Genomic DNA, 21772 nt, shown 5'->3' with positions numbered 1-21772 from the left:
GGTTTTGTCAGAATACAGTATTCTGGCAAAACTTTTTTATAAAACACAGTATATGAGAAAACTTTTAATTGGGATTTCCCTTTTAGGGACTCTGGGGCTTAAAGCTCAATATGGTTCATTGAATGAAATCCTTAACCGACTTGAACAAAGAAAAGGCATCAATCAGCATCTTGAAAATGTAAATATTGACAACAAGAAATTTGTTTTCATCAAAGATGAGGCTGATCATACGGAACGGGACTTTATTATTATCAAAGGGAACAATGCCACTTATGTAGAAGTTTTCGATGATAAAGCTACTGGAGAAAGCAGTTCTAATGTTTTCACCGGGGATATCGTCAGAAAAAAAAATATTATTTCTTTAAGAGCAGATATGCTTGAAAATAAAAAAATCCCAATGCCTGTTACAAAAACATTATTGTTGACCCAGCAGGATAATATTTTATATCTCATCGATGTCAATACCAGAGACCGATGGATAGATGAAGCATCTTACTCAAAAAAGACAAAATAAATGTTCTGAGAAAATGCTCTCAGCAATATTTTAATCTAACTAAAATCTAAACTTATGAAATCATTTGTAGACTATTCCTCAAACTCGGATTTTTCTATACATAATATTCCTTTCGGAGTCGCAGTTTTTAACAAAGAATATATCGGATGCTGTACAAGAATCGGAGATCAGGTAGTTGATCTTGCTACTTTGTATGATCTTGGCTATTTTGAAGATATTGAAGGATTAGACGACAATGTTTTTGAAGCGTATACCATCAACGAATTTATCGAGCTTGGTAAACCTGTTACCAACGCAGTTCGTACTAAAATTCAGACCTTATTACAGGAAGGATCAATCTTATCAAAGGATCAGAAAACCATAGAAGAAGCTTTTTATGATCTTGATAAAGTAAAAATGATGATGCCTGTTCATATCCCCAATTATACAGATTTTTACAGCAGCATTGAACATGCTACCAACGTAGGAAAAATGTTCCGTGACCCGGCGAACGCTTTATTACCCAACTGGAAACATTTACCGGTAGGTTACCATGGAAGAGCCTCTTCAATTGTAGTATCCGGAACAGAAATCAACCGCCCGAAAGGTCAGATGAAACCTGCTGATGCTGATAAACCAGTATTCGGACCATGTAAACAACTGGATTTTGAATTGGAAATGGCTTTCATCATCAATAAAAATACAGAGATGGGAGAAAGTATCTCTACCAAAGAAGCAGAAGATGCCATCTTCGGAATGGTTATTTTCAACGACTGGTCAGCAAGAGATATTCAATCCTGGGAATATGTTCCGTTAGGGCCATTCCTTGCAAAAAACTTTGGTTCTTCTATTTCTCCATGGGTAGTTACTCTTGAAGCTTTAGAACCATTCAGAACAGCATCACCAGTACAGGATCCTGAGGTTTTAGAGTATTTAAAATTTGAAGGGGATCAAAACTATGATATCAACCTTGAAGTCTATATTCAGCCAGAAAACGGAGAACAAAACCTGATCTCCGAAAGCAACTACAAACACATGTACTGGAATATGACCCAGCAGCTGGCACACCACACCGTAAACGGATGTAACGTGGAAGTGGGAGATCTATATGCCAGCGGTACCATTTCAGGAAGCGATCCAAAATCATTCGGTTCTATGCTTGAGCTTACATGGAGAGGACAAAATCCTTTATCATTAAGCAACGGTGAAGAAAGAAAATTCATTGAAGATAATGATACCGTTACCATGAAAGCCTGGGCTGAAAAAGATGGTGTGAGAGTAGGTTTCGGTGAAGTTTCCGGTAAAATTATTCCGACACTTTAATTTTTTACCACAAAAGTCACAAAAGGATTATGATTACACAGTCCTATTTAACAGATCTGACATATAAGATAAATGGTGCTTGTATAGAAGTTCACAAAGTTCTGGGGCCTGGTTTATTGGAAAGTGTCTATCATAAATGTCTGGAAGAAGAATTTAGATTGAGAAATATTAATTATAAGTCTGAGCTAAAAGTTCCGGTATATTATAAAGGAAAAGAAATTAATTGTGATTTCTTTTGTGACTTTTTAATTGAAGACTTGATTGTGGTAGAATTAAAATCAGTATCAAAACTAACGGAGATTCATAGAGCTCAACTTCTAAATTATATTAACTTAATGAAGAAACCAAAAGGCATTTTGGTAAATTTTAATGTGAAAAATTTATATCATGAAGGACAGGAAACCTTCGTAAACCAATATTATGATATGCTTTTTTGAACTTTAAAAATTAAAGCTGTTTTAGCTTAAAACTTTTGTGCCTTTTGTGGTTAAATAAAATATGAAAACAGTAATCCCCTCCGAGATAACCTCAGTACAACTTCAGACCATCATGCAGACGGCTGTTTCACCACGCCCTATTGCTTTGGCATCCACAGTGGATAAAGATGGTACCATCAACTTATCCCCGTTCAGTTTTTTTAATATGTTCAGTACGGTTCCTCCGATTTTGATTTTTTCACCATCAAGGAGAGTACGCGACAATACGACGAAGCACACACTGGAAAATGTTCTTGAAGTACCGGAAGTCGTTATTGGAACAGTCAATTTTCCGATTGTACAGCAGATTTCATTAGCTTCTACAGAATATGAAACCGGAGTTAATGAGTTTATTAAATCCGGACTTACCATGAAAGATGCTGATCTTGTACAGCCTAAACTGATTGAAGAATGCCCCGTCAACTTTGAATGTAAAGTTTTAGAGGTAAAGTCATTGGGAGATCAGGGCGGTGCCGGGAATCTTGTGATCTGTGAAGTGCAGAAAATTCATATCAGAGAAGAATACCTGAATGAAACCGGAAATCTGGATCAGAAAAAACTGGACATGGTAGCCCGTTTAGGCAGTAACTGGTATTCCAGAAGTAATGAGAACAGCCTTTTTGAAGTTCCAAAACCTTTGGTCACAAAAGGAATCGGCTTTGATCTGCTGCCTGATGCGATTAAGTACAGTACAGTATTCACAGGCAATGACCTTGGAATGCTTGCTAATACAGAAATATTACCTGCCGGTGACTTCCATGCGGATGAAAATATCCACCTTAATGCCCAGAAACTGCTTCTGGAAAGTAAAGTGGAAGAAGCCTGGGTTTTACTCACGGTAAAATAAAAAAGAAGCCTGAAATTTCAGGCTTCTTTTTTTATACTCGAAGTTGGAGGCTCGGAGCAGGAAGTACATAAAGTCTTATGAATAACTGTTGCCCCAATTAATAACTTTTGGAAAATAGTCCTATTTTGATTTCAATAGATATAGAGCACCGTTAATAGCTTCCAGCTTCCCAACTTATATTTTACTTCGCTTTCAAGGTTTCGGAAACCGTTATTTTCCCTTTTTCAGCAAAGTCTGTTACCTTTCCGTTTTTATCAATAGAAACATTCAGGTTATCATTCTTGGCATCATAGTAGATATGTGTTGCATAACCCGGACAGTCATGCTGCTTACATCCTGACAGTTTATAAATTCCGTTTTCTGATGTGACAGGACTTTCTACATTGAAATTCTTCACCATTTCATTGTATTGAGCTCCTGCCAGTTTTTTCAGTCTATCTGTGATGCTTTTATCCTCAAAGAATTTGATATCATGAGGGTACTTACCAACATTTTTGGTAATAATATTGTCCGGAGCCGGAGCAGAAGGAGGTGGTGATGCTACAGAATCGTTTTTTGTAATGACAGAATCTTTAGGCATTACTGTAGCCAAAGTATCTGTGCTTGCTGAAGATTCTGTTTTATTTTCTTTTTTACACGAAATAACACATAATGAGAGCGCAAATGCCCCTGCAATAATTTTTTTCATAATGATACTGATATGGTGGTTAATTTATAATAACGTAGTTTTAACCGTTTTATTTCAATTTTTCTTTGATAAAATCAATACATTTTTCGGTTACAGTATTCAGATCTTTGGGTAAATCTGTGTCTGTCCAGGGCTCTTTTGCGCCGAAAGTATGGTTGGCATTTTCAATCAGGAAAAGTGAAGAATTCGGGTGAAGAAGATGAAGGTGTTCGGCTTGTTTTACCTCTACTGCTTCATCTTTTGTCCCATGAATAATCAGCATATGAGCTTTTGCCATTTCCGTTGCCCGCTCTACATCAAAACGATGAACATTCTGCTCATAATCCTTATAAAACTGATAATAGTGGGGCATTTCCTGTTTGGTACGGCCATTCAGAGCATAATAAACTCCGTTCTTTTTCCAGTTTTCAAAAGCTTCTCCTGTGGGAAAGCGGTCTAAAGTATCCACACTGGCCAGAGTGATCAGCCCATTAATTCTTTCATCTTCAAAAGTTTTAATAATAGAAATCCCTCCTCCCCTGCTGTGACCTACAAGAACGATCTTTTCTTCATCTACATGCGGATCTTTACTAAAATGATCAATGACCACTCCAAGGTCAGAAAGCTCTTTAGAATAATTATTATGTCCAAAAGCTTCAAGATCTCCAAAGTTATAGGGATCATCTACAGTAGTTCCGTTATGGGAAAAATTAAACTTCACGAAGAAAAAACCTGCTTCCGCAAACTTTTTCGCCATCAGATTCCATGCTCCCCAATCTTTATAACCTTTATATCCATGAACAAATATCACTAAGGGAAGCTTTTGGCCATCATCTTTGTAAAAAGCATCAGCAAGAAAAGCTTTTGTTTCTCTATTTTCTAAAATTAAATTCTTCTCGTTAATCAAATTCATAAATAGATTCTTATTAATTTATACTTACGCTTTTAATTCAATTTGAAATTTATGAAAAAAAACCTGTTTACCAGTCCTAAAATCCTTATTTCTTTTATTAAAAGTCAAGCTAAAATTTATAAAAAATAACCTTATTTTTGCTTCATGCAGAATTTAAGAACTGTAACCGTAACGCGTTACATTCTGCCATTAAGAGAAGGAGGATCTCTTCCAGCTCTGGCAGAAGCTGATGATGATTTCAAATATGTATTAAAATTCCGTGGCGCGGGCCATGGGGTAAAAATGCTGATCTCTGAACTTTTGGGCGGAAAGATTACCGAAGCGTTGGGACTAAAAATTCCTGAACTTGTTTTTATCAATGTTGATGCCGATTTCGGAAGAACGGAAGCCGATGAGGAAATACAGGATCTTCTGAAATTTTCCGAAGGTCTGAACCTTGGGCTGCATTATCTTTCCGGTTCTATCACTTATGATCCGGGAGTAAGCGTTGATCCTCTTCTGGCTTCAAAAATAGTATGGCTGGATGCCTTCATTACCAATATTGACCGTACTTTCAGGAACACCAATATGCTGATGTGGAATAAAGAGCTTTGGATCATTGATAATGGTGCTTCGTTCTACTTCCACCATTCATGGCAGAATTTTGATACAGCGGCAAAAACACCTTTCAAGTATGTGAAAGACCATGTACTTCTTCCAAAAGCAAAAATGCTTGACGAAGCGGATCAATTTGCCCATGAAGTACTGAATGATACCCTTTTCAGGGAGATTGTCAATACAATTCCTGAAGACTGGCTGCACTGGAATGATGCTGATGAAACCCCTGACGAAATCCGTGAGATCTATTTTCAGTTTCTGAAAACCAGATTAGAAAATTCTCAAATCTTTATAAACGAAGCTAAAAATGCAAGAGGATAAAATATATGAATATGCGGTAATACGCCTGGTGCCTAAAGTTGAAAGAGAAGAATTTTTCAATATCGGGCTGGTGATGTTTTCCAAAAAGGAAAAATTCATCAGGGTAGAATTTTATTTGTGTCCTGATAAATTTAAGCTCATGCACAGTAAGCTGGATTATGAAGATATTATCCAGAATCTTGAAAGTTTTCAGAAAATTGCCAATGGCGATAAAGATGGCGGACCTATTGCTCTGCTTGATATTCCTGAGCGTTTCCGCTGGCTTACGGCCGTAAGGAGTGCTGTGGTGCAGACTTCCAGACCTCATCCGGGAAAGTCCAAGGACTTAAACAGTACTTTTGGTAAACTTTTTGAGGAGTTAGTAAAATAACACCCTCTAAAAAGTTTATTATGAAATCATCCATATACAACATATCAATCTACAGGTTTTTCACAAACCTGTTTTTTGTTTTATTTTTAAGTATATCAAATTTATTTTTTTCACAAAACTTCTCACAAATCCCGGTTAAGACTCCTCCTGTAAAAAGTACTTTACTTCCAGAGATTGCAACAGTTTCTGAAAATATTGTTTACAAAACCAATAGAAAAGGAAAACCTCTTGCTTTGGATTTGTATGTTCCTAAAAATGCTGCTACCGGAAAACTTCCGGTACTGATCTACGTTCACGGAGGTGGTTGGATAGAGGGAGACAAAGTGGTTCATGCCGGTAATTATCTTGAAACAACCATTCAAAAACTGATGACCAGACAATATGCAGTTATCAGCATCAATTATACGCTTTTGAGTGACAGCATCCATTTTCCTTTGCCTTTAGAAGACACCAAAGATGCCGTAAGATGGGTCAGAAAGAATGCTGAGAAATATAACCTTGACACGAATAATATTGGCCTTTTCGGAGCTTCAGCAGGGGCTCATCTTTCCCTGCTGGCAGCCTATACCCCTGATAATACTTATCTGGGAAGTCCGGAACTTTCATCTTATTCTGCGAAAGTAAATTACGTGATCGATCATTATGGTCCGGCTGATCTTAATAAGCTTTTCCATACAAGATTAGGAACAATTCCGGTAGGAATGATCGGATTAATGTCAAAAAAAATTGTCGGTTTACAGGAAAATCTGGTGAAAGGAATTTCCGGATATGATATCAGAAAAGATCAGGACAGATCTATAGAGTATCTTAAAACCCTTTCTCCTGTATATTTTGTTTCAAGAGGGGTTCCTACTTTAATTATGCAGGGGAATAAAGATAAAATTGTCCCTTTAAGCCAGTCTAAAAAACTTCATAGAAAGCTCAAAAGTGCAAAAGTGCAAAATTCTTTGGTTGTCATTGATGGCGGCGTACATGGTTTTGGGACTACAGATAAAGCTGTATTGGATCAGATGACAGATCAAATGGTGGATTTTATCATCGCACAGAAAAGATAATATACATCATTCACGTAAAATAATATTAAAACATTAAAAATCAATTAAATAAACTATATTAAAACAATAAATATGCTAGATTGATATACATATCACTATTTTTTAATTGAAAATTAATTACCTTGGCTATTGTTTAAATTATATTTAATAAAACAACCAATAAATTAATCATTCATTAAAAAAAATACATAATATGGATTCTCTGAATAATATCAATGCGCTTACGCTCATATTTGCATCTGTTCTTATTTTTGCGATAGCTTACCGTGTTTATGGTATTTTTATTGCCAATAAAGTTCTCAAGCTTAACGACCAGAATATGACTCCTGCTGTAGAATTTGCAGATGGTAAAGATTATGTTGCTACGAATAAAAATGTACTTTTCGGACATCATTTTGCAGCCATTGCGGCTGCCGGGCCATTAGTAGGGCCTGTTCTCGCTGCTCAGTTCGGATATCTTCCGGGCGCATTATGGATTCTGATTGGCTGTGTATTGGGAGGCGGAGTTCATGATATGGTTGTACTCTTTGCCTCTGTGAGACACAAAGGGCAAAGTCTTGCGACCATCGCTTCTAAAGAAATAGGAAAAGCGACCGGAACGGTAGCAGGTTTTGCAATACTATTCATCCTGATTCTTACACTGGCAGGCTTATCGCTGGCTTGTATCAATGCGATGCATGAAGCTTCATGGTCTCTTTTTACAGTAGTCATTACCATGCCTATTGCCATTATCATGGGACTGATCATGCGCTACAGAAAGAACAGTGTTTTGTTTGCAAGTATTTTGGGTGGTATCCTTCTGATTGCCGGAATTATCGGAGGTCATACTCTAATGCAGAATCCAACCATGAATAATTTATTTTCCTGGGATATTAAAACAATTTCTATTGCGATTCCTCTGTATGGTTTTATTGCTTCTGTACTACCGGTATGGCTGCTTTTGGTTCCAAGGGATTATCTTTCTACTTATTTAAAAATTGGAACTATTATCATGCTGGCTATCGGGGTCATTGTGATTCACCCTACCATACAGATGCCGGCTATCACAGCTTTTGTAAATGGTGGCGGACCTATTATTGGCGGACCTGTACTTCCATTTATTTTTATTGTGATTGCCTGTGGTGCTATTTCCGGATTCCATGCGGTGATTGCTACGGGAACAACTCCGAAAATGCTTAATAAAGAAAGAGAAATTCTTTTTGTAGGATATGGAGCAATGCTTGTGGAAGGCTTCGTAGCATTGATGGCGCTTATTGCAGCATGTACACTGATGCCGGGTGACTATTTTGCGATCAATACTCCAAAAGAAGCTTATGATTCATTTTTGGCAACCCACCCTTCTTTACACGGAGTAGATATTGATTATTATTCACAAAAAATAGGAATTGATCTTTATGGAAGAACCGGAGGTGCGGTGTCTCTTGCTGTGGGAATGGCCCATATCTTCAACAAAATCCCTTATATGGATCAGCTGACGGCTTACTGGTATAATTTTGCAATTATGTTTGAAGCGGTATTTATTCTTACTGCCATTGATGCAGGAACAAGAGTAGGTCGTTTTTTCTTACAGGAAATGCTGGGCTCTGTAGTTCCAAAATTCAATGATAAAAACTGGATTCCGGGAATTATTATCAGCAGTCTTATTTTTACTTTTGCATGGGGATATCTGGTATATACCGGAAACGTAAACAGCATCTGGCCGTTATTCGGAATCAGTAATCAGCTGCTGGCTGCCTGCGGACTCATCGTCTGTACCACGATGCTGATAAGGATGAACAGGGGAAAATATGCTTTATGCTCTGCTGTTCCGGGAGTTTTCATGGCCGGAATTACATTCTGGGCCGGGTATATCCAGGTTACCGCTATATATATTCCAAAAGGACAGTACTTACTGGCTGCATTAGCGGCAACAGCAATGATTCTGATGCTTATTGTATTTATAGGAGCTTTCAGAAAATGGTATCAACTGCTTCAGATCAACAAAACAGTGATTGATCATTATGGAGAACCTGTGAAGGAACTTGTGGAAAGATAACATTCACATTCTATAAATTTAAAACCATTAAGAAGGATTTAAGAAATAAAGTATATTTAAGATGAATCATTCTGATTTTTAAGCTTAAAGCGAAGCTTATCTTAATACTCTTATCACCTTAATATTATCTTAATGTTTCAAAAATAAAAGTTTAATTCATATTACATAAAGAAAAAACAGTTCAGAATTTCTGAACTGTTTTTTTTTAAGCATTATTGGTATTCTTTTATTTAAAAATTAAAATTAAGTCTTGCAAAGACATATCTACCATTTTGTCCAAACTGTGAAGTGGAACGTGAATAAATAAACTGATCGTTATTGGTAGAGGCAGTAAGGTTTTTCGTTGGATAAATATCAAATAAATTGTTCACTCCTAAAGTCAATCCTACGTTTTTAGTAAATTGGTAAGCAGCAGATATATCGGTAATGATTTTATCTCCGATCTGCTGATGTTCATTGAAATCTATAATCCCGTCTCCGTTTACATCAATAATATCAGCCCCTGTTACTTTTCCGAAATAAGTATTTCTCAGATAGAATGTAGCATCCTTCCATGAAAGAGTGTGCGAAAGGCTGGCTTTCACTCTGGGTACTGCTTCTTCAAGATACACTCTTGATTTTTCAGAAAAATATACTTTTTCAAGCTGTGGTGACTGTAAAAGTCCTGCAGAATGAATATCTCCTACCTGTTTGGTTTTATTAAGGTTAATCGCAAAGTTATTATCAAGTTTTATTCCTGAAAATCTTACATTATGTGAAATCACAACATCTAAACCTTTTGTTTCCGTATCGATGGCATTTGTGAAGAACTGGGCACCATTCACATTTAATTTATCATATTCTTTTTGTGCATCTGCAGGCACATCTTTTCTTAAGAACTGATCCGTAAGAATGATACGGTTATCAATTCTCGTAAAATATCCGTCTGCTGTAAAGCTAAGGCCTGCTGAAGGAATCTTATAGGTAAATCCTACACTTGCTGATTTGGAAGTTTCCTGCTTCAGCTTTGGCATACCCAGCAATCCTGCCAGCTGTGAATCATTACTGAAAGTTCCCACCTCCAAAAGTTGATTATTCGTAAATAATGTAGAGGTTACATTATAATAAATCTGGTGGATAGATGGCGCTCTGAACCCTGTAGAACCTGCAAATCTCACATTGAAATTAGGGGCAACCTTGATTCTTGAAGCTAATTTATAATTGAATGTTGATCCGAAATCAGAATAATTTTCATATCTCGCTGCCGCATCTACCAATAGCCAGTTGGTAAAGTTAAATTCTACATCTGCATAGGCTGCCACCGACTGTCTGTTTTTATCCACCGCATTCTCAGGCTTAAATCCGTTGAATACCTGTGAGCCTCCCGGAAGCGCTGCTCCAAAGAAATCAGTAGGTCTTACAGAATTTCCGTTCCATACATTTCCGGAAGCGTCATATATTGCATAAGAAGCTTCTTCTCCCTGAGTAATTTTAAAATTCTCATAGCGGTGCTCGGCTCCAAAAGCGACATTAATCCCTTCCCATACGTCATATTTTTTAGAGAAATCTAAATTGATTGTGTTTTGGGAAAATCTCAGCCCTCCTGCATCAAATTCTCTTGGTGAAGCAAAACGCAAAGAAGTATTTCCGGTATTTTGAATATTATAGGTAAATGAATTCTGTCCGTAAGTATTACTGAAATCAATATTCCAGCCCTCCCATTTCCCTTTGATTCCTACAGCCAGCGAAATATCCTGAATATCCGTTCCAATCTGCGGAAGGTAACCGCTGGGATATAATCCTGTAAAGGTCCTGCTCTCTCTGGGTCTTCTGTAAAATCCTCCGGAAGTTCCGTGTCTTAAACTGTAACCTCCAAAAGTATACACTTTCCAGTTGTCACTGACAGGGATCTCAGCATTCACAAAAAGCTGGTGATTGTTAAGCTTAGACTGCCCTACCTGCATATTGAAGTCTTTTCTGGTCTGCCCTCTGTAAGCCAGTTCCTGATCAGTAACATCGAAATTCAATAAGGATTGAAGACCCTTTTGGAGTACATTTCCCTGAGAATCTTTAATATCCTGAATGGTAGAAGCTCCCTGAATGGCTGCCAGCTGACTGTTGTTAAAATAATTTACTCCCTGGGCATATTGATGAATGTAGTTTACAATCTGTTGTGAATTTGGAGTATTATTGATATTAGTAAACAAAGAGGAAAGGTTTACACCATCATTCAGTGCTCTTTGTTCAATAGCATTATAAGCATTATAAAGTGTACCGCTTTCTGTTCCTGCTCGATAAGTAGGATTTCTGAACTGTGAAGACCATGTAATATTAAAGAAACCTCCTTTAGTTCCGATTTTATTACCATAGTTCAGATCCAGCTGAATATTCTGTCCGTCAAAATCGCCGGTATGGTCATTAGCTGTTGGCGTTAAATTTCCTCCGTAGCTGATTTGTCCAGCCAGTTTTCCTGTATCTCTTTTCAGATCAAGATTGATTACTCCGGCAATGGCATCAGATCCATATTGTGCCGATGCTCCGTCTCTTAATACTTCTATTCTGTTTAATGCAAAAGACGGAATAGCATTTAAATCCGTTCCTACAGTACCTCTTCCGGGTGTTCCGTTTACATTCACTAATGCTGAAGTATGTCTTCTTTTTCCATTCACCAAAACCAATACCTGATCTGGTCCCAAACCTCTAAGTTGAGCAGGATCCAAATGGTCTGTTCCATCTGAGTTGGTTTGAATAGTAGAAGTAAATGAAGGGGCTACCGCATTCAGGATTTGTCCGATATTAGTTTGTGGAAGGATTATTGAGGATTCTTTTACATTGAAAACATCTACAGGAACCGGGCTGTCTGTTTTAGATCTGGCTCCGGCTCTTGACCCCAGCACCACTACTTCTTCTACATTATTGGTTTTTATGCTGTCTTTATTTGTTTTGATGCTGTCTTTTTCCTGTCCGTAAGTAAATACGCCAAGAAAAAATAAAACAGAGGCCGAAAGAATAGTTTTTTTATTTCTCATATAGTTTAATTTGATTGAACATTTATGTTTTTTACAAGGTGCAAATGTAAAATATATTTATTAGTCCACAAAATCAATAGACTTTGTTTTTATAAAAAATGGTTATTGTTTCTTTCTATCCCTATTTAAAGTTAATATTAATTATAGAGATCTCAACAAAACAGATGATTAAATTCAAAATAAATATAGAGAACGCTATGATCGCAAGGAAATATGTTACTCTCTATTATTCTTCGATCGCAAAGGCACTTCGTTCAGCAGAGAAAATTTCCTTCGCTGAGTGGAACGCCATTGCGAACGTTAAAATGAAGCAGTTCTCTTTAAAAACATTGCGAACATCGCGTTAAAAAACTTGATAAAATGTTATGATCGCAAAAGCACTTCGTTTAGCAGAGAAAATTTCCTTCGCTGAGTGGAACGCCATTGCGACCGAAAAAATAAAAACAACATGATATTTACATTGCGAACTTCGTGTTTAAAAAATAAAAAAACGGATCCAAATTTTGAATCCGTTTACTTTATCTTGTATTATTTTGAAACTAAATCTTAGTCAGTTTTGCATATTTCAAAATCAAGTTTTTCTCTCCTTCATGGATGAAAATAACTTTTGCTTTGATATTCTGAGGATCTGTTCCATCAAGGAAGCTCACTTCTCCAATTCCGAAACGGTCATGTCTCACCTTATCTCCTACTTCAATATCCTGGGAAGAAGCTCCGCTTGGATTGATAATTTTAGCCGTACTCACCGGTTTCAGTTTTCTTACTTCCTGAGCGGGTTTTGAAGCATCACCTCTCTCGATAGTCTTCTTTTCAACCTTTTTGAAAGATTTCATTTCAGAAGGATGTTCATCAAAAATATTGGATTTTACCCCTGAATTATTGATAAACCTTTTTTCAAGAGCCGGATTCAGGAATTCAATATATTCGTCATCAATTTCACTTAAAAATCTTGAAGGTTCTGCATCAGTAATTTTTCCCCATTGAAAACGGGAAACAGCATATGAGAAAAACACCTGTTTCTCAGCTCTGGTCAAAGCTACATAAAATAGTCTTCTCTCTTCCTCAAGGTCTTCTCTGGTGGCAGAGCTCATAAAGCTTGGGAACAGGTTTTCTTCCAATCCTACCAAATGAACAACCGGGAATTCCAATCCTTTTGAAAGGTGAATGGTCATCAACGAAACCATATCATCTTCCAGGTTCTTATCCTGAGTATCTGCTGAAAGGGCGATATTTTCAAGGAAATTGGAAAGACTCGGATCTCCGTCTTCCAGCTGCATCTGCTCTTCAATAAACCCTTGCATAGAGTTCATCAATTCCTGCACGTTTTCTACTCTGGAAATTCCTTCAGGAGTCTGATCATCTTTTAAAAACTTAATCAACCCGCTTCGTTTTGCCACTTCCATAGCAACGCTGTAAGCCGTTTCTGTCTTCAGCAATACCTGAAAAGCTTTGATCATAGACCAGAAATCGTTCAGCTTGTTCAAAACTCCGTTGTTCAGCCCTAATTGAGGTGCATACATCGGAAGATTTTCCAACACTTTTGATACTGCAATATTGTGAGCATCTGCAAAAACGATCAGTTTATTCTGAGTGGTTTCACCAATTCCTCTTGCAGGATAGTTGATAATCCTCATCAATGCTTCAGAATCATTTTCATTGATCAGAAGTCGCAGATAACCGATAAGGTCTTTTACTTCTTTTCTTTGATAGAAAGAAAGTCCTCCATAGACTTTATATGGAATATTTTTACGTCTCAGCGCATCTTCAAAAGCACGCGTCTGAGAGTTGGTTCTGTATAAAATGGCAAAATCGCTGTATTTTCTCTGGTCACGGTTACGAAGTTCCCAGATATTTCCGGCAACAAAGTTCGCTTCATCAGCATCGGAAAGAGACCGGTATATTTTGATCTTATCTCCTTCTTCATTGTCACTGAATACATTTTTCTTAAACTGCTGTAAGTTTTTAGCAATAACTACATTAGCTGCATTTACAATATTCTGTGTAGAGCGGTAATTCTGTTCCAAGGAGACTGTTTTAGCATCAGTATAATCCTTTTTAAAGTTTAAGATATTGTAAATGTTAGCTCCACGGAAAGAGTAAATAGATTGTGCATCATCCCCTACCACACAGATATTCTCAAATTTTGAAGCTAATGCTTTTACGATAAGATACTGAGAGTGGTTGGTATCCTGGTACTCATCTACCATAATATACCTGAATCTGTCCTGATATTTTGCCAATACTTCCGGAAAACGAGTCAATAATTCATTGGTTTTCAACAACAGGTCATCGAAATCCATGGAACCGTTTCTGAAACATTGGTCCACATATTTCTGATAAATCTGCCCGATGAATTTCATGTTCGCCTTTTCATCCGCTTCCATCAGTTCCGGATTGTTGAAGTAAGCTTTTACCGTAATCAGATTATTCTTATAGGTTGAAATTCTTGCCTGAACTTTTTTAGGTTTATAAAGATCGGCATCTATATTCATATCCTTCAGTACTTTTTTGATCACATTCAGGGCGTCCTGCTGATCATAAATGGTAAAATTGGAAGGATATCCAAGATAATGAGCCTCAATTCTTAAAATTCTTGCAAAAACAGAGTGGAAAGTTCCCATCCACAGACTTCTTGCATTGCTGTCTCCCACTACTTTTGCAATACGGTCTTTCATTTCACGGGCCGCCTTATTGGTAAAGGTAAGCGCCAGGATATTGAAAGGGTCTATTCCATTGTGTATTAAATGGGCAATACGCATGGTAAGTACACGCGTTTTCCCGGAACCTGCTCCTGCAAGCACCATCAAAGGTCCCTGTAGAGAGGTAACGGCTTCATATTGTGATTCATTGAGTCCTTTCAAATAGTCCATACAGCAAAAAAATTTTGGGAACACAAAATTAAGGTATTCGAAGGAGAATTCAAACTTTCATATAGAAGTTAGGGATTTGAAGTATTCAACTTTGAATCCTAAACACTTTATATTAACTGTAATTTTAAATTAAACGCAAATGTTCGCAAGGCTAATGATTAATTTTATACTATATCTTTTGTTCGCAAAGGCACTTCGTTCAGCCAGGATATCAAATTTTAACTATGGCTGAGTGAAACGCCTTTGCGATCGTGCTTAAAAATTATAAAATTTCATAGCGAACCTTACGTTAAAATATAAATTGATAATTTATCAATATCTATCTCCTATATATTCACTTTTAATTTCTGGAAATTCCCCCAACTGATCATATTTTTCTATAAACTTTGTAACATTTAATTCACTTTTCGTACTAATTGGTAAACAATTTCTAAATTTTATGAAAAAGCGTCTTCTTTCTGCTGCTGCCGTAGCTTTCTTCGGGCTAATGCTGAATGCACAGCAAATCAAATTCGAAGAGTATGATCTTCCCAATGGTCTTCACGTAATTCTTCATCAGGATAATTCGGCGCCGGTTGTAACAACAGGTGTAATGTACCACGTAGGTGCAAAGGATGAAGTAAAAGGCAGAACAGGTTTTGCTCACTTCTTTGAACACCTTTTATTTGAGGGAACTCCTAATATCAAAAGAGGAGACTGGTTCAAAATTGTTTCTTCCAACGGAGGACAGAACAATGCCAACACCACCAATGACAGAACGTATTACTATGAAACATTCCCTTCCAACAACGAACAGCTTGGACTTTGGATGGAGGCTGAAAGAATGCGTCATGCAGTGATCAACCAGATTGGGGTAGATACACAGAGAGAGGTTGTAAAAGAAGAGAAAAGATTAAGAATGGATAACCAGCCTTATGGAAACCTTTTCACTACAATTCAGAAAAATTTATTTACAAACCACCCGTACAACTGGCCTACAATCGGTTCTATGGAAGATCTGAACTCCGCTAAATTAGAAGAATTCCAGGCGTTCTACAAAAAGTATTACGTTCCGAATAATGCTACTTTGGTAGTTGCAGGAGATATCAAACCTGAACAGACTAAAAAGTGGATTGAAACTTACTATGGAGGAATTCCAAAAGGAACTTTATATCCAAAAGATTTCCCTAAAGATGCTCCTATCACTCAGGAAAAAGAAGTAACAGCAACTGACCCGAACATCCAGCTTCCTGCTTATGTTTTCGCGTACAGAACTCCGGCTAACAAAGAGAAAGATGCTTATGTTTTAGATATGCTTTCTTCTTATTTAAGCAATGGTAAGTCTTCAGTTTTATATAAAAAATTAGTAGACCAGGATAAAAAAGCACTTCAGGTAGCTGCTTTCAATCAGGGTCTTGAAGATTACAGTATTTTCGCATTCTTCGCGATCCCGATGGGACAGACTACAAAGCAGGCTTTACAGGCTGACATTGATGCTGAAATCAAAAAACTTCAGACTACTTTAATCTCTGAAGAAGATTATCAAAAACTTCAAAACCAATACGAAAACCAGTTTGTAAACGCTAACTCAAGCATTCAGGGAATTGCTGCTTCATTGGCAACCAACCACGTATTGATGGGTGACACGAATTTGATCAACAAAGAAATCGACATTTACAGATCTATCACAAAACAGGATCTTCAAAATGCGGCTAAAAAGTATCTTAATTCTAACCAAAGAATAATCATTAATTACGTACCTGAGAAAAAGTAATCATTTCAACTTTTAAGGTGATATTATGATTATTAAAAATTAAATTTTTACAAATGAAAAAGCAATTAACATATATAGCTGCAGCGTTTTTCTTTACAGGAATGGTTTCAGCACAAAAAATAGATCTTAATGCAATGCCGAAACCGGGACCTACTCCTGCGATTAACATTGCCAAGCCAAAAACTTTCCAGCTAAGCAACGGTCTTACGGTAATGGTGGTTGAGAACAACAAACTGCCAAGAGTAAGTGCAAGCCTTTCTATGGACAGACCTCCATACAATGAAGGAGCTGTAACCGGAGTAAGCGAAATTATGGCTGAACAGTTCGAAAACGGAACTACAAATATCTCCAAAGATGATTTCAACAAAAAAGTAGACTATCTGGGAGCAAATCTTAATTTCTCTTCCAATGGTGCTTCTGCCAACTCACTCTCAAAATATTTCCCTGAAGTATTAGGCTTGATGGCTGATGCAATTATTAATCCTAAATTCTCTGCTGAAGAAATTCAGAACTCTAAAGAAAGAGCTGTTGAAGGATTAAAATCTGAGGAAAAAAATGCTTCTTCTATCGCATCAAAAGTTTCTAACGCTTTGATGTATGGAAAAAATACTTCAAGAGGTGAATTTGAAACCGTTGAATCTATCAACAAAATTCAGTTAGCTGACGTACAAAATACTTACAAAAAATACTACGCTCCGGATAATGCTTACTTAGTAATCGTTGGAGACGTAAAATTTGACCAGGTAAAACCATTGATCGAAAAGTCTTTCAGCAGCTGGAAAAAAGCAAACACTCCTGTTGCACAATTGGAGCCTGCTTCTAATGTTGCCAAAACAGAAATTAATGTAGTAGACGTTCCTTCTGCTGTACAGTCTGTTGTTTCCCTAAACAACCTGAACACGCTGAAAATGAAAGATGCCAACTATTTCCCTGCAACAATCGCGAACTACATCCTTGGAGGTGGTGGTGAAGCAAGACTTTTCATGAACCTTAGAGAGAAGAACGGATTTACTTACGGTGCATATTCAAGTATGGTTGCCAGCAAGTATTCTCCACAGTTCTCTGCAAGCGCAAGCGTAAGAAATGAGGTTACAGACAAGGCCGTTAAGGAATTCATGAATGAACTTAATGCAATTTCTACTGTAAAACCGGAGGAATTGGCAAATGCAAAAGCAAAACTGAAAGGATCTTTCATCATGTCTTTAGAGCAGCCTGCTACTATTGCCAGATTTGCATTAAACCAAAAAGTTCAGGATTTACCGGCTGACTTCTACACCAATTATCTGAAATCTATTGATAAAGTAACTGCTGCAGATGTTACCAATGCTGTAAAAGCTACCATTTTACCTAACCAGAGCAGAATTTTCATTGCAGGTAAAGCATCTGACATTTCTGAAGGACTGGAAAAATTAGGGTACCCAGTAAAATATTTTGATAAGGACGCCAACCCTGTTGCAAAACCAACTGTACAAAAAGTAGATGCAAGTGTAACGGTTGCTTCTATCGCAGATAAATACATCAACGCTATCGGAGGAAAAGCTAATCTGGCTAAAATTACTTCATATACTACCAATGCTTCAATGTCTATGCAAGGACAAAACATCGATTTTAAAATCATTAAGGCACAAGGTGGAAAAGAGCTGACTACTGTAACAGCAATGGGGCAGGTTGTTCAGAAGCAGGTATTTGATGGGAAGACTGGTTATTCTATGCAAATGGGACAAAAAGTTGACATCACACCGGAAGAAATTGCTGAAAAACAAAAGAACCCGGAGCTTTTCGAAGAATTAGGTTTTGCAAAATCTGCTGATTATAAATTAGGAGGAATTGAAAAAATCGGAGGTGAAGATTCTTATGCAATTAAAGGTGGAGATACCACTTATTACTATAGTGTTGCAACGGGATTAAAAACCGGAGAAACCAAGAAAATAAAAGCTAAAGGTCAGGAAATGACAATTCCGACAACATTCTCTAATTACAAAGAGGTAGAAGGGGTAAAAATGCCATACACCATCTCTGTAAGCCAGATGGGAATGGATATGACCATGAATGTAAAGTCTTATGAGATCAATAAGGCTACAGATGCTGATTTTAAATAACAACATCCATTTTTTATAGAAAAAACGGCAACAATTGTTGCCGTTTTTATTTTTATCAACATTTGGCGACTTCTTTTTTTGTCATTCAGTAAAAAAAGATTAAATTTGCCCATTCAAAAAGATATCAGAATTAATGGATACTATATTTACACTATTGATGGTTCTTGTTATGGTTGCCAGCGTTTTATTGGTAATCATCGTTATGGCACAAAATCCAAAAGGAGGAGGCCTTTCCAGTACATTCGGAGGTGCATCATCTGCACAGTTTGGAGTACAGAGAACCAATGATTTCATGGAAAAAGCAACATGGACTCTAGGCGGAACTATCATTGTTCTTATCCTTATAAGCGTTGTTATCACAGGTAAGCCATCTCAGGTAGCTCCTGCACTGAAGCAACCCGTGAAGAAAGAAGCTCCTGCAAAACAGTCAGCTCCTGCTTCTACAACAACTCCGGCACAAACTCCTGTAGCACCGGCAAAATAAGAAGAATACCATCTTATATAAAACAAAAGCAACTCAATTTGAGTTGCTTTTTTATTTTAACCTGATCTTTTCAATCTGATAGCGTAGTTTCAATCCTGCTTTTAAAAATGAATATTGTACGGGCTTCGACTCTTTATAATATTTATCAATGAAGATCTGCATAGCCCCATAAAATCTCCTGAGATATACATCATTCCTGATTGTGCTCTCCCCCTTATGATGAAGAATAGAAACTTTACCATAATAGAAGTTTTTGTACCCGTTTCTTAAGAAGGTATAGCAAAGATCAATATCTTCTCCATACATAAAATAAGCTTCATCCAGCCCTCCTATTTTTTCGTAGACCTCTTTTTTAATCAATAAAAATGCACCTGTCATCACTTCTACTTCAGCAACTGCATTTTCTTCAATATCGTTTCTGTAATAAGACTTGGAACCATTCTTTTTAAAATTCGTAAACAGCTTTTCAAAAGAATTAAACATATCCGGTACTGAACGTTTACTTTCCGGAAGAAAACTTCCTTCTGCATCATGCATTCTTACTCCCAAACATCCGAAAGAAGGCTGAGAATCGGCAAAATCCAGAAGTTCTTTCATGTAAAAGCCCTCAAATTCCGTATCAGGATTTAAAAGTAAAATATATTCGCCTTTTGCCGTCTGAATCGCCCGATTATTCGCTTTTGAAAAACCACCGTTGATTTCAGAAGATATAAAGTGTACGTTTGGAAATTCGGGAATAAGATCGCTCCAGGAACTGTCTGTAGATGCATTATCAATGACAATCACTTCATATTCTATCTCTTGTATATATTTCTGAAGTGACAGGAGACAGCTTCTGAGTAATTGGGTAACATTATAATTAACAATAATAACAGACAGCTTCATATTAATCCTTTTCATTATAGGGCAACCTGTTGATAATAGATCTTCCTAATGAAATTTCATCAGCATATTCCAGTTCATCACCTACTGAAATTCCCCTTGCAATGCTGGAAAAATTCACATTGAAGCTCTTAAATTTCTTGTAAATATAATAAGCCGTTGTATCTCCTTCCATCGTAGCGCTCAATGCGAAAATAAATTCCTTCACCTTTCCGTCATTCAGTTTCTTTTCAATGCTTGGAATATTCAATTGCCCAGGCCCTACTCCTTCCATTGGAGAAATTTTCCCTCCAAGAATCAGATACTTTCCCGTGTATTTTCCTGTATTTTCAATGGCAATCACATCGCGTACATCTTCAACGATGCAGATAAGCTCGCCATTTCTCTTTTCATTGCTGCATATTTCACAGATGTCAAAATCCGAAAAATTATGACATTCCTTACAGTATTTTATTTCGTTGACAAGGTTAATCAGGGAATTTCCAAGACTCACAGCTCTGGAATTGGGCTGCTTCAATAAATGCAGTGCTAATCTCAAAGCCGTTTTTCTTCCAATCCCAGGCAATCCCGAAATCTCGTCTACCGCCTTTGCCAATACTTTACTTGGATAATCCATAGGTACAAAAATAAGGATTAAAGTTGATAATTAATAGTGAATAATAAATCGTCTGTTCACTTCGCTTGTGAATTTTTACACAGTAATGCTGAGCGCGCTAAGATGTCTAAAGGTTAAAAAAAATGATCACTTGTATCTCAGCTGAACGAAGTGCCTTTGCGAACAAAACATATAAAACAGCAAACAGACCTTGCGAACTCAGCGTTTAGTTTTATTTTTCACAAAAATCACCTTATAAATTTCCGCCAACATAATGTCTCAATATGATATTTTAAATTTTCTCCCATACCTGAGAACTCTAAAAAAACCTTTATATTTGCGGCTTAAATTAAATATGAAAAAAATAAACTGACATGGTACTTAACAATCTTAACTATCCTCTGGATTTCAAATTCAAAATCACTACTTTAGCAAGTGACTTCAACATTACTGACAAAAACGGAAATTATGTAGCGTATGTGCGTCAGAAAATGTTCAAGTTGAAAGAAGATGTTATTGTTTTCAACGATGAGAGCAAGTCTAAGGAACTTTTCAGAATCCGGGCAAATAAATGGATAGATTTCAATGCTTCGTATTCTTTGAATGATCTTATTGACAACAAAAACTTCGGTAGACTGGCAAGAAAAGGAATGCGTTCTATCTGGAAAGCAAGCTATGATATTCTGGATGCCCAAGATCAGCCTAAGTTTAAAGTTCAGGAAGACAGCGCATGGGTAAGATTCTGGGACAGCTTTGTAGGAGAACTTCCTATCATCGGAATGTTCACCGGCTATTTCCTTAATCCATCTTATACGGTAACAGGTATTGACGGGAAAGCTTATTTTAAGCTTAAAAAAATGCCTTCATTCTTCGGAAGAAGATTCCAGCTGGACAGACTGATCGATATTGATGATGAGGAAGAAAGTTTAGTAATCCTTTCTTTATTAATGATGACACTTCTTGAAAGAGCAAGAGGGTAACAAA

18 protein-coding genes are annotated in these 21772 nt (G+C 37.0%); 12 read left to right on the top strand and 6 right to left on the bottom strand.

The window, feature by feature from the left end:
- Window positions 1-52 precede the first annotated feature (52 nt).
- The 4 genes from FN817_RS18940 to FN817_RS18925 all read left to right on the top strand — a co-directional run bounded on the left by FN817_RS18940 (window position 53) and on the right by FN817_RS18925 (window position 3139).
- Window positions 53-514, top strand: coding sequence for a hypothetical protein (locus FN817_RS18940; protein WP_142719292.1), 462 nt, complete (start codon window positions 53-55; stop codon window positions 512-514).
- Window positions 515-568: 54 nt separating this feature from the next.
- Window positions 569-1816 (top strand): fumarylacetoacetase, encoded by a 1248-nt coding sequence (fahA, locus tag FN817_RS18935; protein WP_142719291.1) that lies wholly within the window; start codon window positions 569-571, stop codon window positions 1814-1816.
- Between the two features lie 29 nt (window positions 1817-1845).
- Window positions 1846-2253: a GxxExxY protein gene (locus FN817_RS18930; protein WP_142719290.1), complete on the top strand. Its 408-nt coding sequence runs from the start codon at window positions 1846-1848 to the stop codon at window positions 2251-2253.
- Between the two features lie 61 nt (window positions 2254-2314).
- Window positions 2315-3139 (top strand): flavin reductase family protein, encoded by an 825-nt coding sequence (locus tag FN817_RS18925; protein WP_142719289.1) that lies wholly within the window; start codon window positions 2315-2317, stop codon window positions 3137-3139.
- 181 nt (window positions 3140-3320) lie between these two features.
- On the opposite strand, the gene FN817_RS18920 is transcribed toward FN817_RS18925, so the two are convergent.
- A complete protein-coding gene (locus FN817_RS18920; RefSeq protein WP_142719288.1) occupies window positions 3321-3827 on the bottom strand; it encodes a hypothetical protein in 507 nt (168 codons plus the stop codon).
- A gap of 49 nt (window positions 3828-3876) precedes the next feature.
- Complete coding sequence (locus FN817_RS18915; protein WP_142719287.1) at window positions 3877-4719, bottom strand: alpha/beta hydrolase family protein; 843 nt, start codon at window positions 4717-4719, stop codon at window positions 3877-3879.
- 144 nt (window positions 4720-4863) lie between these two features.
- On the opposite strand from FN817_RS18915, the gene FN817_RS18910 reads away from it, so the two are divergent.
- The 4 genes from FN817_RS18910 (at window position 4864) to FN817_RS18895 (ending at window position 9097) form a co-directional block, all read left to right on the top strand.
- Entirely contained in the window at window positions 4864-5637 is a 774-nt protein-coding gene (locus FN817_RS18910) for a HipA family kinase (protein WP_142719286.1), read from the top strand.
- Window positions 5624-6007: a DUF3037 domain-containing protein gene (locus tag FN817_RS18905; RefSeq protein WP_047424345.1), complete on the top strand. Its 384-nt coding sequence runs from the start codon at window positions 5624-5626 to the stop codon at window positions 6005-6007. Before FN817_RS18910 ends, FN817_RS18905 begins: the two co-directional genes overlap by 14 nt.
- A gap of 20 nt (window positions 6008-6027) precedes the next feature.
- A complete protein-coding gene (locus FN817_RS18900) occupies window positions 6028-7062 on the top strand; it encodes an alpha/beta hydrolase (protein WP_142719285.1) in 1035 nt (344 codons plus the stop codon).
- Window positions 7063-7255: 193 nt separating this feature from the next.
- Window positions 7256-9097: a carbon starvation CstA family protein gene (locus FN817_RS18895; RefSeq protein ID WP_185149923.1), complete on the top strand. Its 1842-nt coding sequence runs from the start codon at window positions 7256-7258 to the stop codon at window positions 9095-9097.
- 230 nt (window positions 9098-9327) lie between these two features.
- On the opposite strand, the gene FN817_RS18890 is transcribed toward FN817_RS18895, so the two are convergent.
- Complete coding sequence (locus FN817_RS18890; protein ID WP_142719284.1) at window positions 9328-12105, bottom strand: TonB-dependent receptor plug domain-containing protein; 2778 nt, start codon at window positions 12103-12105, stop codon at window positions 9328-9330.
- 539 nt (window positions 12106-12644) lie between these two features.
- Window positions 12645-14975, bottom strand: a complete 2331-nt coding sequence (locus FN817_RS18885; protein ID WP_142719283.1) for an ATP-dependent helicase — start codon at window positions 14973-14975, stop codon at window positions 12645-12647.
- Window positions 14976-15414: 439 nt separating this feature from the next.
- On the opposite strand from FN817_RS18885, the gene FN817_RS18880 reads away from it, so the two are divergent.
- The 3 genes from FN817_RS18880 (at window position 15415) to secG (ending at window position 19311) form a co-directional block, all read left to right on the top strand.
- Window positions 15415-16728, top strand: coding sequence for a M16 family metallopeptidase (locus FN817_RS18880; RefSeq protein WP_142719282.1), 1314 nt, complete (start codon window positions 15415-15417; stop codon window positions 16726-16728).
- 53 nt (window positions 16729-16781) lie between these two features.
- Window positions 16782-18827, top strand: a complete 2046-nt coding sequence (locus FN817_RS18875) for a M16 family metallopeptidase (protein ID WP_142719281.1) — start codon at window positions 16782-16784, stop codon at window positions 18825-18827.
- Window positions 18828-18960: 133 nt separating this feature from the next.
- Window positions 18961-19311, top strand: a complete 351-nt coding sequence (gene secG / locus FN817_RS18870) for a preprotein translocase subunit SecG (protein WP_142719280.1) — start codon at window positions 18961-18963, stop codon at window positions 19309-19311.
- Between the two features lie 51 nt (window positions 19312-19362).
- Here secG and FN817_RS18865 read toward each other — a convergent pair whose 3' ends face one another.
- Entirely contained in the window at window positions 19363-20202 is an 840-nt protein-coding gene (locus FN817_RS18865) for a glycosyltransferase family 2 protein (RefSeq protein ID WP_142719351.1), read from the bottom strand.
- Window positions 20198-20809, bottom strand: a complete 612-nt coding sequence (gene recR / locus FN817_RS18860; protein ID WP_034697032.1) for a recombination mediator RecR — start codon at window positions 20807-20809, stop codon at window positions 20198-20200. The genes FN817_RS18865 and recR overlap by 5 nt, the downstream gene beginning before the upstream one ends.
- Window positions 20810-21162: 353 nt before the next feature.
- Here recR and FN817_RS18855 point away from each other — a divergent pair, with 353 nt between their 5' ends.
- Entirely contained in the window at window positions 21163-21768 is a 606-nt protein-coding gene (locus FN817_RS18855; protein WP_142719279.1) for an LURP-one-related/scramblase family protein, read from the top strand.
- Window positions 21769-21772 lie beyond the last annotated feature (4 nt).

It is taken from the genome of Chryseobacterium rhizoplanae, assembly GCF_900182655.1.
Classification (GTDB): domain Bacteria; phylum Bacteroidota; class Bacteroidia; order Flavobacteriales; family Weeksellaceae; genus Chryseobacterium; species Chryseobacterium rhizoplanae.
This window is presented reverse-complemented; position numbering and strand designations above follow the sequence as displayed.

Excerpts from the sequence above, each read along its gene's own strand:
- FN817_RS18940 (WP_142719292.1), top strand. The coding sequence starts at position 53 with ATGAGAAAACTTTTAATTGGGATTTCCCTTTTAGGGACTCTGGGGCTT.
- fahA (WP_142719291.1), top strand. The coding sequence starts at position 569 with ATGAAATCATTTGTAGACTATTCCTCAAACTCGGATTTTTCTATACAT.
- FN817_RS18930 (WP_142719290.1), top strand. The coding sequence starts at position 1,846 with ATGATTACACAGTCCTATTTAACAGATCTGACATATAAGATAAATGGT.
- FN817_RS18925 (WP_142719289.1), top strand. The coding sequence starts at position 2,315 with ATGAAAACAGTAATCCCCTCCGAGATAACCTCAGTACAACTTCAGACC.
- FN817_RS18920 (WP_142719288.1), bottom strand. The coding sequence starts at position 3,827 with ATGAAAAAAATTATTGCAGGGGCATTTGCGCTCTCATTATGTGTTATT.
- FN817_RS18915 (WP_142719287.1), bottom strand. The coding sequence starts at position 4,719 with ATGAATTTGATTAACGAGAAGAATTTAATTTTAGAAAATAGAGAAACA.
- FN817_RS18910 (WP_142719286.1), top strand. The coding sequence starts at position 4,864 with ATGCAGAATTTAAGAACTGTAACCGTAACGCGTTACATTCTGCCATTA.
- FN817_RS18905 (WP_047424345.1), top strand. The coding sequence starts at position 5,624 with ATGCAAGAGGATAAAATATATGAATATGCGGTAATACGCCTGGTGCCT.
- FN817_RS18900 (WP_142719285.1), top strand. The coding sequence starts at position 6,028 with ATGAAATCATCCATATACAACATATCAATCTACAGGTTTTTCACAAAC.
- FN817_RS18895 (WP_185149923.1), top strand. The coding sequence starts at position 7,256 with ATGGATTCTCTGAATAATATCAATGCGCTTACGCTCATATTTGCATCT.
- FN817_RS18890 (WP_142719284.1), bottom strand. The coding sequence starts at position 12,105 with ATGAGAAATAAAAAAACTATTCTTTCGGCCTCTGTTTTATTTTTTCTT.
- FN817_RS18885 (WP_142719283.1), bottom strand. The coding sequence starts at position 14,975 with ATGGACTATTTGAAAGGACTCAATGAATCACAATATGAAGCCGTTACC.
- FN817_RS18880 (WP_142719282.1), top strand. The coding sequence starts at position 15,415 with ATGAAAAAGCGTCTTCTTTCTGCTGCTGCCGTAGCTTTCTTCGGGCTA.
- FN817_RS18875 (WP_142719281.1), top strand. The coding sequence starts at position 16,782 with ATGAAAAAGCAATTAACATATATAGCTGCAGCGTTTTTCTTTACAGGA.
- secG (WP_142719280.1), top strand. The coding sequence starts at position 18,961 with ATGGATACTATATTTACACTATTGATGGTTCTTGTTATGGTTGCCAGC.
- recR (WP_034697032.1), bottom strand. The coding sequence starts at position 20,809 with ATGGATTATCCAAGTAAAGTATTGGCAAAGGCGGTAGACGAGATTTCG.
- FN817_RS18855 (WP_142719279.1), top strand. The coding sequence starts at position 21,163 with ATGGTACTTAACAATCTTAACTATCCTCTGGATTTCAAATTCAAAATC.